Origin of the sequence: Enterococcus sp. DIV0561, assembly GCF_050539875.1 — a bacterium.
GTDB classification, from domain to species: domain Bacteria; phylum Bacillota; class Bacilli; order Lactobacillales; family Enterococcaceae; genus Enterococcus; species Enterococcus faecalis.
In genome coordinates this window covers 2,834,104-2,845,337 of sequence record NZ_CP172927.1, presented here as the reverse complement: position 1 = coordinate 2,845,337, position 11,234 = coordinate 2,834,104, and the positions used below count along the sequence as shown (strand labels likewise).

At 37.2% G+C, this 11,234-nt stretch carries 12 protein-coding genes and 1 pseudogene; 10 read left to right on the top strand and 3 right to left on the bottom strand.

Annotation, left to right across the window (positions count from 1 at the left end):
• Positions 1 to 522 precede the first annotated feature (522 nt).
• The 5 genes from rpmH (at position 523) to IGM13_RS13515 (ending at position 3,967) form a co-directional block, all read left to right on the top strand.
• On the top strand, positions 523 to 657 hold the full coding sequence (gene rpmH, locus IGM13_RS13535) for a 50S ribosomal protein L34 (protein ID WP_002356012.1): 135 nt from the start codon (positions 523 to 525) through the stop codon (positions 655 to 657).
• A 203-nt stretch (positions 658 to 860) separates the two neighbouring features.
• Positions 861 to 1,217 carry a ribonuclease P protein component gene (gene rnpA, locus IGM13_RS13530; RefSeq protein WP_002356011.1) on the top strand — a complete coding sequence of 119 codons (357 nt, stop codon included), beginning with the start codon at positions 861 to 863 and terminating at the stop codon, positions 1,215 to 1,217.
• Positions 1,217 to 2,044 (top strand): YidC/Oxa1 family membrane protein insertase, encoded by an 828-nt coding sequence (locus IGM13_RS13525; protein ID WP_002356010.1) that lies wholly within the window; start codon positions 1,217 to 1,219, stop codon positions 2,042 to 2,044. Before rnpA ends, IGM13_RS13525 begins: the two co-directional genes overlap by 1 nt.
• Positions 2,045 to 2,058: 14 nt before the next feature.
• Entirely contained in the window at positions 2,059 to 2,835 is a 777-nt protein-coding gene (gene jag / locus IGM13_RS13520; protein WP_002361456.1) for an RNA-binding cell elongation regulator Jag/EloR, read from the top strand.
• Positions 2,836 to 3,244: 409 nt separating this feature from the next.
• Positions 3,245 to 3,967, top strand: coding sequence for a response regulator transcription factor (locus tag IGM13_RS13515; protein WP_002420061.1), 723 nt, complete (start codon positions 3,245 to 3,247; stop codon positions 3,965 to 3,967).
• Positions 3,968 to 4,050: 83 nt separating this feature from the next.
• Here the strand turns inward: IGM13_RS13515 and IGM13_RS13510 are convergent.
• From IGM13_RS13510 to IGM13_RS13500, 3 genes and pseudogenes are all read right to left on the bottom strand, one after another.
• Positions 4,051 to 5,453 (bottom strand): annotated as a pseudogene (locus tag IGM13_RS13510) (IS3 family transposase).
• 74 nt (positions 5,454 to 5,527) lie between these two features.
• Positions 5,528 to 6,223 (bottom strand): GntR family transcriptional regulator, encoded by a 696-nt coding sequence (locus IGM13_RS13505; protein ID WP_002356006.1) that lies wholly within the window; start codon positions 6,221 to 6,223, stop codon positions 5,528 to 5,530.
• Positions 6,224 to 6,356: 133 nt separating this feature from the next.
• Positions 6,357 to 7,754 (bottom strand): CitMHS family transporter, encoded by a 1,398-nt coding sequence (locus IGM13_RS13500; protein WP_002356005.1) that lies wholly within the window; start codon positions 7,752 to 7,754, stop codon positions 6,357 to 6,359.
• 403 nt (positions 7,755 to 8,157) lie between these two features.
• On the opposite strand from IGM13_RS13500, the gene IGM13_RS13495 reads away from it, so the two are divergent.
• The 5 genes from IGM13_RS13495 to citC are packed head-to-tail and all read left to right on the top strand — an operon-like array spanning position 8,158 to position 11,231.
• Positions 8,158 to 8,520 carry a hypothetical protein gene (locus tag IGM13_RS13495; RefSeq protein WP_002356004.1) on the top strand — a complete coding sequence of 121 codons (363 nt, stop codon included), beginning with the start codon at positions 8,158 to 8,160 and terminating at the stop codon, positions 8,518 to 8,520.
• Entirely contained in the window at positions 8,504 to 8,905 is a 402-nt protein-coding gene (locus tag IGM13_RS13490; RefSeq protein WP_002363547.1) for an acetyl-CoA carboxylase biotin carboxyl carrier protein subunit, read from the top strand. The genes IGM13_RS13495 and IGM13_RS13490 overlap by 17 nt, the downstream gene beginning before the upstream one ends.
• Positions 8,906 to 8,934: 29 nt before the next feature.
• Entirely contained in the window at positions 8,935 to 10,050 is a 1,116-nt protein-coding gene (locus IGM13_RS13485) for a sodium ion-translocating decarboxylase subunit beta (RefSeq protein ID WP_002419344.1), read from the top strand.
• 21 nt (positions 10,051 to 10,071) lie between these two features.
• On the top strand, positions 10,072 to 10,206 hold the full coding sequence (locus IGM13_RS13480; protein ID WP_002356001.1) for an OadG-related small transporter subunit: 135 nt from the start codon (positions 10,072 to 10,074) through the stop codon (positions 10,204 to 10,206).
• A 32-nt stretch (positions 10,207 to 10,238) separates the two neighbouring features.
• Complete coding sequence (citC, locus tag IGM13_RS13475; RefSeq protein WP_002419345.1) at positions 10,239 to 11,231, top strand: [citrate (pro-3S)-lyase] ligase; 993 nt, start codon at positions 10,239 to 10,241, stop codon at positions 11,229 to 11,231.
• The last annotated feature ends 3 nt before the right edge of the window (positions 11,232 to 11,234 follow it).

Below are 11,234 nucleotides of genomic sequence, written 5' to 3'. Positions count from 1 at the left end.
ACAGTGACCTCCTATATGTTTAAATTTTGGTTATCTAAAAAATGTGGATAACTTAAAAGAATGAGCATAGTCGATTTTAGCATTTTTTTAAAACTTTTTCCACAAGCAATTGTTCAATGTGGAAAAAAAGTACACAAGGGTGAAAAAAGTTTTCCACAGGGTGTCGACACTTGCGGAAGGAAGTGGTTGTTGAATGAGTTATCCACAAAAAGTTGAGAATAATTAAGCTTGGCACAATCATGTTTCAAGAACTTATCAACAGATAAAAAAACACCTGTGCAAAACTTTTTAACAGGCTGTTTTTTTGTGTAAAACTAGTGGAAAAATGGCTGTGAACAGAAAAAAATGTGGAAAACTATCCACAAGCTACTCACAGGAAAATTTAATTTGTGGATAATTGAAACGAATCTTTCTCAGGAAATATTTCTTAAATTTTATTGACAAAAGACCCTATTACTCGTTATACTATCAAAGTATGTCTATATATTGATGGATAGTTACAATTTCAGGAGGTGTAATTGCATGAAAAGAACGTATCAACCAAACAAACGTAAACGCCAAAAAGTTCACGGATTCCGTAAACGTATGAGCACTAAAAATGGCCGTCGCGTATTAGCAAGCCGTCGTCGTAAAGGTAGAAAAGTTATTTCTGCTTAATGATGGTCTGGTCTTTTAAACAGTCAATTTCTAAGAACCCTTAGTTATCTCCATAATTTTTTGGAAGATGTGAAGATAACTAAGGGTTCTTTTTCTGTTTTCAATAAAAGAAAGCAGGATTCTATAGAAAAGGCTACTAAAAAAGAGCGGAAATATGCTATTATTATTAAGAAGTAAAAAAATATAGAAACAAAGGGATGCCGATGAAAAAGTCCTACCGTGTCAAGAAAGAAAAAGAATTTCAACAGGTGTTTAATAAAAAACAATCTTGTGCAAATCGTCGTTTCGTGGTGTACGTTTTAGAGAAACCACAACAAGCCCATTTTCGAGTGGGGATTTCTGTTGGGAAGAAAATTGGAAACGCGGTCACAAGAAATGCTGTGAAGCGGAAAATCCGCGCGAGTTTATTTCAATTAAAAGACCGTATCTCTCCAGAAATTGATTTTATCGTGATTGCACGTCCAGGATTGGAAAAGTTATCGTCTGAAGAAGTGAAAGCTAATTTAACACATGTGTTAAATTTAGCTAAAATATTAGATGTAAGAGAGGGAATTGAGTAGTGAAGAAGTATAAGCGCTTATTATTAATGGCTGGGTTAGTGACCTTAGTCTTTGTTTTATCCGCCTGCGGAACCGCGCCCGTAAGTGAAAGTAGTACAGGAATTTGGGATCGATACATTGTTTATTATTTTGCCCAAGCGATTAAGTTCCTATCATTAGGCGGCAGTGTCGGAATTGGGATTATCCTATTTACGTTAGTCATCCGGATTATTTTATTGCCGTTGATGCATTTCCAAACGAAGAGTATGCGTAAAACACAAGAGTTGCAACCGCAATTAAAGGCCTTGCAACAAAAATATTCTTCAAAAGATCCTGAAACACAACGCTTATTCCGAGAAGAACAGCAACGTTTGTATGCAGAGAATAATGTGAATCCTTACATTGGCTGTTTACCATTGTTGGTTCAACTACCAATCATGATGGCTTTGTATCAAGCCATTTCACGCGTGCCTGAGTTAAAAGAAGGAACGTTCTTGTGGTTAAGCCTCGATAAGCCGGATCCGTATTTAATTTTACCGATTTTAGCGGCTGTCTTTACGTTTGCTAGTACGTATCTTTCAAGTATGAGCCAACTAGAAACAAATGCCTCACTGAAAATTATGAATTACGTTATGCCAGCGATGATCTTCTTTATGGGGATTTCATTAGCCAGCAGTTTATCTCTTTACTGGGTGGTCTCAAATGCCTTCCAAACAGGGCAAACATTGTTATTAAACAATCCATTCAAAATCCGTAAAGAGCGGGAGGAAGCAGCACGTCAAGCCAAAGCACGGGAGCGAGCGCTTGAACGAGCAAAAAGTCCTAAGAAAAAAGGGAAGAAAAAATAAAGGAGGTCGTTCAGATGCCGATTTATGAAGGAAATACAATCGAAGAAGCAACGCAGAAAGGCTTACAAGCACTTGGTTTAACCAAAGAGGATGTTACAATTGATGTGTTAGACGAAGGAAAAAAAGGATTTTTAGGTCTAGGAAAAAAACTTGCCCAAATTTCAATGGAACCAACGATTAGTGAGCAAGTCACAGAAGCGGTCGAAGAAACAGTGGAAGATATTGTTGTTGCCGATGAAGCAACAGCAGTGGAAGAAGCAGTTGAGGAATTAACCGAAGCAATTCCTAGTCTCTCAGAGGAATCAACACATTCTTTAGAAAATCTGGAAGACGAAGCTGCTATTACTGAATTAGCGATGTATTTAACGAATATTTCAAATGAACTGAACGCCCCTGCCATGGTTCGCATAGCGCGCGAGAATGGCAATATTATCTTCCATTTAGAAACAGAAAAACAAGGTATCTTAATTGGAAAACACGGAAAAGTGTTAAATGCGTTACAGTATTTAGCGCAAGTCTTTATTCACCGCATTGCAAGCAATAAGCTATCGATTGTTGTGAATGTCGGAAATTATCGCGAAAAACGTCATGAAATTTTGGAACGTTTAGCGAAACGCACCGCGGAAAAAGCCAAACGCACTGGGCGGCCAGTCTTCTTGGAACCAATGCCGGCTTTTGAAAGAAAACAAATTCATCACACGCTAAGTAAAGATGAGCAAATCAAAACCCATTCTGAAGGGGATGAACCTTATCGGTATTTAGTGGTTGAACCAGTTAAGAAGTATTTTTAAACAGAGGTCGGGACGGAACCGTTTAGCTCCGAGAAATAAGAAGGAATTTCCGAAAATTGCTTTTTAATTTTTGGAGACCAAGTAGGTATTGTTCATCATCGAATCACTACGTTCTTCGTGATTCTCAACAATTTCGGCTTATTTCCGAAGGACCTTCAACTCTTAGAACTTTAGCTCTTAGAAGTTGTTGAGATCGGAGCAACGCGTAGTATTGGTTCTGTTCCCGCCGTTTATCAGGTTTTGAGCCTGGGACAAAAATCACTTTGGATTTTTGTCCCAGGCTCTTTCCCAGTTAAATGATTTTTTAGCCGTCTCCGTTTCTTTTTTTATGTTATGATAATCAGTAATTACTCCAGTAGTAAATTCAAATGAAAAAGTTTTGTAAAGAGACGTAGGGGGAACAACAGGTATGCGTACGGAGAAAGTACTGGTTGTAGATGATGATGCAGCAGTTCGTCGCTTGATTTGGAAAGCATTACAATCAACAGGTATTCTTATTTACCAAAGTGAATCAATTGAAAAAACAAAAGATATCGTGTCCAGAGTTACCTTTGATTTGTTCATTTTAGATGATAACTTGGAACATGACAGCGATGGTTACTACTTAGTCCAAATGATTAGAGAGAAATATCCACTGGTGCCAATTATCTTTTTTAGTAGCAAAAAAGAAGAAGAGGATATCATTGCAGCCTTGGAAATGGGCGTGGATAGTTATATAACGAAACCTTTTTCCTTGAATGTTTTTAAGGCTCAGGTGATTGCTTCGTTGAATCGAGCTCGAATGATTCGAAAACAATTGAATGTTTATAAAAAAGAAGAGCTACAGGTAGGCGATTTCCGTTTTGATTATGGTCGTTATCAACTATTTAAAAAGGATTTACCTATTTCATTGTCTTCGAAAGAAGTTCAATTAATTCAATTTTTTCTGGAGAATCCCGAGCAAGTATTCTCTAAAGAACAAATTTACAGCAGTGTTTGGGGTACTGGGGATGTCGATGCGAATACGATTATGGTTTTTATTAATCGTTTACGAAGTAAATTAGAAGAAAACCCGAAAGAACCTTGTTACCTGCGGACCGTTTGGGGCATTGGTTATACCTTTACGCCAGATGGTTGCGTACAAAAAAAATGAAAAAAGGCCCGCAGTTGCACGAGCGACTGTAGCGACCCCAAAAAGTTAGACTTTTTATAGAGTGGATTTTTCCACTCTATTTTTTATGCAGTTTTTTGATTGAATTGTCGAAATTCTACTGGGCTTTTCCAGTTAAGTTTTTCTTTGATTCGGTGATGATTGTAATAATAAATGTAGTTCTCAATTGCTTCTCTCAATTCATTTTGACTTTGATAGATTTTTCCATAGTACACTTCTTGTTTTAGGATACTGAAGAAATTCTCCATAGGAGAATTATCTAAACAGGTTCCTTTTCGAGACATACTTTGAAAGATATTATTGTCCTTTAATGTTTGTATATAGACATTCATTTGATAAGCCCAGCCTTGATCAGAGTGAAAGGTGCGCCGATAGGGACAATCATTTGTTTGAGAAATTGCTTCTTTCAGACCTTCCATAACTGTTTTACCATTTGGTTGAGTAGAAAGGCTATAGCTTAGAATTTCACTATTATACATATCCATAAATGGATCTAAGTATAGTTTTTTCTGACGAAAGATGCCTGCGTTATCTGCTTCAAAGTACTTAAATTCAGTTGTATCAGTTGTAATTTTTTGATGAGGAACAGAGGTTTTAAATCGGCGACGAATCAAATTTTTAGCGATTTTACCAACGGTTCCTTTATAGGAATTATATTTTCTGGATTTCTTAGTAAAAGCTTTGACTTGTAACTTTAACTTTTGTATTAATCGCTGGACTTTCTTTTTATTCACTTGAAATCCACGTCGTTTCAATTCTTGGGTCATCCTTCTATAGCCATAATGTTGATGTTTTTTACGAATCGCTTGAATTTCTTCTTCAATGATTTGTGTTGAAGCTGTTCTGTCGAGGCGTTTTTGCCAGTACATGTAAGTAGATTTTGGAAACCTTAGGGTTTCCAAAATATCTTTTAATCGAAAGTGTCTTCGGAGACTGTGAATGATTCGTGCGATTCGTTCATTTTTTGTTCGTCCTCTAAACGCAGTCTCCTCAATTCTTTTAAATAGGCATTCTCAATTTTTAACATTCTATTTTCTTTTTCTAGTTTCTCTACTTGAGATCGTTCACTTGGTAATGGTTGGCTTTCCTTTTGTTTCTTCTTAGGCATGGTAGGTGGACGTCCTTTCTGTTTAGAGAGTCCCTCTATACCAAACTTCTGATACGTTCTAAGCCAATTCGCAATCAATGATGGATTGTTCATTTTTAGAAGATTAGCTACTTCTTGATAGGACAACTCTGTTGTTAAATATAACTCTATCGCATCTAGCTTAAATTGAACAGAGTAATTCTTATTTTTTTGACTGCGAAGTAGGCCTTCTTCACCAAGTTCTTTATAGGCATTTATCCATTTGCTTATTTGAGAACTATCTTTAAACCCATACTTCTTTGCGAGAAACCTTAGACCTCCTTGACCAGATAAGTAGTCATGAACAAGTTTAAGTTTAAATTCAAAACTGTATTTTGCCATACAAAAAAACCCCCAAAAGTTAGATTTCTAGGTCTAACTTTTGGGGGTCGGCTCAGACTGCGGGTCTTTTTTGCTTATTCAATTTGCCGACGTTCCATTTCTTTCAAAATAAATTGAAGCGAACGATTTAGATGTTCATGGGTTAAAAGTGTGATCTGGTCAATATTCTTTGTTTTCATTCCGCGGAAAATTAACCAATGTTCTTCTAGGGCAATACTACGACGTTCTGAGGCACGAATTGCAATATCTCTGAAATAGATTAAGTAAGCATGGAGATCAGTCACAATTTTTTTTAAACGTAGCATCTGACTCTTAGTATAAATAAAGGAATTAAAATCTGAAAAGTTCTGTAGTAAGTCATCTACTTGGTTATTTTTATTGTATTGTTCTCCTTCGAGAAGTAAGGCTTCCAATTCATCAAAATCTTCTGGTGTCATGAGTTCCATGGCTTTAATAGTTGCTAAAGTGTCCAAAGATTTACGAATATCATAAATTTCATAAGCATCTTTCATACTAATCCCTTTAACCACGATACCCACCATAGGTATATGTTCCACCAATTGTTCTTTGACCAATTCTTGTAAAGCAAAGCGAATGGGCGTCCGACTAATGTTTAATTGCTCGGAAAATTCTTTTTCATTAATCCGTTCACCTGCAGGAATATCCCCTAAAATAATGGTTTTCTTAAAGGCTTCATAGGTACAAATTTTTAGAGGTTTACTGCTAGTTAAATCTAAGTTCCGTTTTACTGCTTCAACCGTTGGATTCATATGAGGCACCTCCCTATAGGTTATTTTTATAGATAATAAATATAATATTAAAAATGAAAATATAACGCAAGAAAAGACAAAATGAAAAGAAAACCGAGGAGAAAAGGTACTCCTACGGTTTCAGCGACGACGTTTAATTTTGTGGAATAAATAAAGGCATGTGACCTAAAGCAACAATTGTAACAACGAAAATAACGAAAATTCCTAAGGCATATTTTGCCGATTCTTTTTGCCATTGGCCCATATCTAAACCAGTTAAACGTAATAGCAAGTAAATAAATGCCACTAATGGACTTAATAAGTGGAACGCTTGCCCCATTAAGGAAGCTAAAGCCATAGACATATTGTCAAATCCATAAGAACGTCCAGCTTCTGCTAGGACTGGTAAGACACCGAAATAGAAACCATCGTTTGAAATAAAGAATGTTCCTGGTGCTGAAATGAACGCAATCACTAAGCCCCAAGCGCCGGCTAATTGTTTTGGAATAATATTAACAAAGCTATTTGCTAAGGCATTGGCCATACCAGAACCTTGGAATAAGCCCATGAAGACGCCAGCAGCAAAAACTAAGATAACTACTTGCACAGCATCACCAGCATTTGCACTGATACGGCTGCTTTGATCTTTTAATTTTGGATAGTTGATCATTAAAGCGATACAAGTACCAACTAGGAATAATAATAACGGTGGCATTTCAATCCACGAAGGCAAACCTAATTGACCAACGAATGAACTTAGGACTAACCAACCGATTAAGACAATCGTTAAAATACCATTGAATGCAAAATTCTTTGGACGACGAATTTCTAATAACTCAGGATCGTTAACAATAGTCATTTCTTCCAATTCTTTATCAGTAAGCGTTGTCACGCCTAAGCGAGCACGTTCTTTTTTCCCCATGCGATAAGCAACAAAGAAGATAACATACAATACAGATAAAATCATACCAGGTGCTAAATAAGAAAGAATGTCGGCATCAACTTCTAGTACGGCCATGGCACGAGCTGTTGGACCGCCCCAAGGTAATAAGTTCATAATGGTGTTTTGTAAGATAACAAGCACACCTAAATTCATCAATTTCATATTAAGTTTTTTGTAGATGGGAATAAACGCAGAACAGCAAATCAAGGTCGTAGTTGTTCCATCTCCGTTTAAGGAAACAGCAGCAGCAACTACCGCAGTAGCCATCAAGACTTTCATTGGATCGCCTTTAGCAAAGTAAATCATTTTTTTAGTGATTGGGTCAAACAAACCAGCATCCAACATAATAGAGAAGTAAAGAATGGCAAATAATAACATAATACCAGTTTTTGAAGTAGTTGAAATCCCATCTAAGACGAAATTCCCAATGTTGACTTCAGGGACAACACCGTCAGCACCAGGTGGCGGACTCGCTACTCCAGTTGCAATTGCAATCAAAGTAAAAATAAGAGGAATAATTACTAAAGATGTAAACGGTGACAATTTCTTTTTCATGATTACATACATAAAGATGATAATCATACCATAAGCTAAAATAGTGAGTAACATGTTTTTCTTCCTTTCTTTTTTAGAACTTTTTTGTAAGCGTTAACAACCGGTGTTAATAAAAAAGAATAGCCATGAGAAATGTTTCACAGTATTCTGGTTTACAACAAAAAATATTTTTTGTGTTTGTCTATAGTGTGAGAATATACAAACTTTCGCAGAGAATAAATAGCCTAAAACAAAAAGAACATCAAAAAAACAATTCAACAATCAAATTCTTATTAATAACTTAATATAATATTAATAGAATCTTAACGGTTGATAAATGCTTATATACCAATGTTTACAGAGTTTTTTTCACAAAATAAACAATAAAAGAACAATCTGAGCTAGTGTTTTCACTAGGTTTTTTAATGGTTTTTTCTATAATGAACGTATACCAAGAATTAGTGAAAGGAGAGACAATATGGGCCTATTTAAGTCCTTATTCAAGAAAGAGCAACACACGCAGGATACCGAGATTAATGAAAGCGTTATCCAACGTGAAGCGGATAACTTGGAAAAGCGATGGATAGATATACCAGCATATATTCCTGCTGAGCCAAAAGAATATCAATTGGTAAGTATTGTGGCCACTGCCATCGCAGCAGGAGAGTTTCCAGAAAGTCGTTTTGTTATCAAAAAAATCGCAAAACGAAATCCAGAAGCAAAAGAAGTTGCCATTATTGCAGCCAGTATAGCTGCAGAGCTTTCAGAAGAGTCTCAGCTAGTTGTCAAAAGAATTTCAAAACAAAACCTTGAGGAGGATCATTATGTTACGCAAATTTAAAATTTCAATTGATGGGAAAGAATATTTAGTCGAGATGGAAGAAATCGGTGGCGTCCCACAACCAGCACCTGTTGCGCCACAACCAACAGCGCCAGTTGCTACGACAGAAACACCAGCCCCTGCTGTTGAAGAAGCCCCAGCGCCAGCAGCACAGCCAGCCGCCCCAGCAGGAGCAGATGCAATGCCTGCGCCAATGCCAGGAACTGTGTTAAAAGTATTAGTCAATGTTGGTGATACGGTGTCCGAGAACCAACCATTGTTAATTTTAGAAGCAATGAAGATGGAAAATGAAATCGTTGCAGGAAAAGCAGGTACGGTAACAGGAATTCATGTTACCCAAGGCCAAATTGTGAACCCAGGGGAACCATTAATAACAATTAACTAGAATTAATTTAAGAAGAGGAAGTGATTTGTGTGGAGACACTGATTCAAGGTGTTATAGGAATGGGCCAAGAACCAGGACGCATTGTGATGATGCTGATTGGTGGACTATTAATGTATTTAGGAATAAAAAAAGAGTATGAACCAACACTTTTAGTGCCGATGGGTTTAGGAACGATTTTAGTGAACTTTCCTAATTCCGGCGTATTGAGCGCTGGCGGCGAGCCAGGTCCGTTTAATGTTCTTTTTGATTTTGGAATAAAAACAGAGTTATTCCCGTTATTATTATTTATTGGGATTGGGGCAATGATTGATTTCGGTCCATTGTTACAAAATCCGTTTATGTTGATGTTTGGTGCCGCTGCACAGTTTGGGATTTTCTTTACAGTTATTATGGCTGTTTTATTAGGTTTTGATTTAAACGATGCTGCTTCGATCGGGATTATTGGTGCCGCTGATGGCCCAACGTCTATTTTCGTAGCAAATACCTTACATTCAAAATACATGGGGGCCATAATGGTTGCCGCTTACTCCTACATGGCGTTAGTTCCGATTATTCAACCAGTAGCGATTAAAGCAGTGACGACGAAAGCCGAACGTCGGATCCGTATGAATTATCGGGCCGGTGAAGTTTCTCAAACAGCGAAAATTCTTTTCCCGGTTGTTATTACGATTGTCGCAGGGTTAATTGCGCCGGTGTCATTACCATTAGTTGGTTTCTTAATGTTTGGGAACTTATTAAGAGAATGTGGCGTTTTGGATCGTTTATCCATTACAGCTCAAAATGAATTGGTGAATATTATTAGTATCTTGCTAGGACTATCTATTTCCGTTAGCATGAACTATGCAGAGTTCTTAAAAGTCGATACGTTGATGGTTATTGGCTTAGGGTTAGTCGCTTTTATTATGGACTCAGTCGGCGGCGTGCTTTTTGCTAAATTCTTGAATTTATTTAGAAAAGAAAAAATCAATCCAATGATTGGTGCTGCGGGTATTTCCGCTTTCCCAATGTCTAGTCGGGTCATTCAAAAAATGGCTACAGATGAAGACCCACAAAACTTTATTTTAATGCATGCTGCTGGTGCCAACGTTTCAGGACAAATCGCTTCTGTAATTGCTGGTGGCTTACTATTAGCCTTTTTAACATAGGACGGAAAGGAGAACGAATACATGTCTGTTAACATGGAAGATTTAAAAATTGCTTTTGAACTGTTAGGTTTTGGTTGGGGCGGCGTTTTCGTTGTTTTATTTATCATTTATCTAGCGTCTAAATTACTAACAAAATTATTTCCAATTAAAAAATAAAGGAGGTTATTGCTGTGAGCAGCGTATATACAATGAAAAGAATCTGGTTGCAAAAAGATAAAAAAGCTTATCAAGCTTGGCGCGAATTAATGGAAAAAGCCGAATTGCAAACGACAGAAGCACTTGATTACACCGTTGGCATATATGATGACACAGCATTAATCGCCTCTGGCTCGCTTTCAGGCAAAACGATTAAGTGCGTGGCCGTTTGTAAAAAATATCAATCTGAAAATTTGTTAACCCAATTGGTGGTTCATCTACTTGAAAAACTGAGAGAAGAAAACCAATTACACAGTTTTTTGTATACAAAACCAAAAAATGAACAAATTTTTCAGTCGCTAGGCTTTCAAAAAGTGGTTGCGAATCAAGAGGTGCTATTTATGGAGCAAGGCAAACCAGATTTTGCCGATTATCTTGGTTACCTGACACAGCATAAAAAAGCAGGGCCAGCCAGTAGCATTGTCATGAATGCAAATCCTTTTACGAAAGGCCATCAGTACTTAGTCGAAAAAGCAGCCAAAGAAAGTCCGCACGTTTATGTGTTTGTTTTATCTGAAGATAAATCGCTGTTTTCAAAAGAAGCACGTTTCGCAATGGTGCAAAAAGGGGTAGCCCATTTACCCAATGTGACAGTCCTATCTACAGAAGATTACTTAGTTTCGTCTGCGACTTTTCCTACCTATTTTTTGAAAGAAAAAGCGCCATTAGAGGTAGCTGCAATTCAAGCAACGCTTGATGCAACGTTATTTAAAGAAAGAATTGCGCCAATACTTGAAATTCAACAACGTTATGTGGGAGAAGAGCCTTATTCAGAAGTGACCGATGTCTACAATCAAGCAATGCAACAAGTTTTCGGACAAACGATAACGCTAACCATTGTCCCGCGATTAGCGAGTGATGGAGAGCTGATTAGTGCGACGAAAGTTCGCAAAGCGATGGCTGAAGGCGACAAAGAGACACTCAAGAAGTTTTTACCAGCAACAAGTTATCAATACTTAGTAGAACACAAGAAACTAATGAGGTGAAGA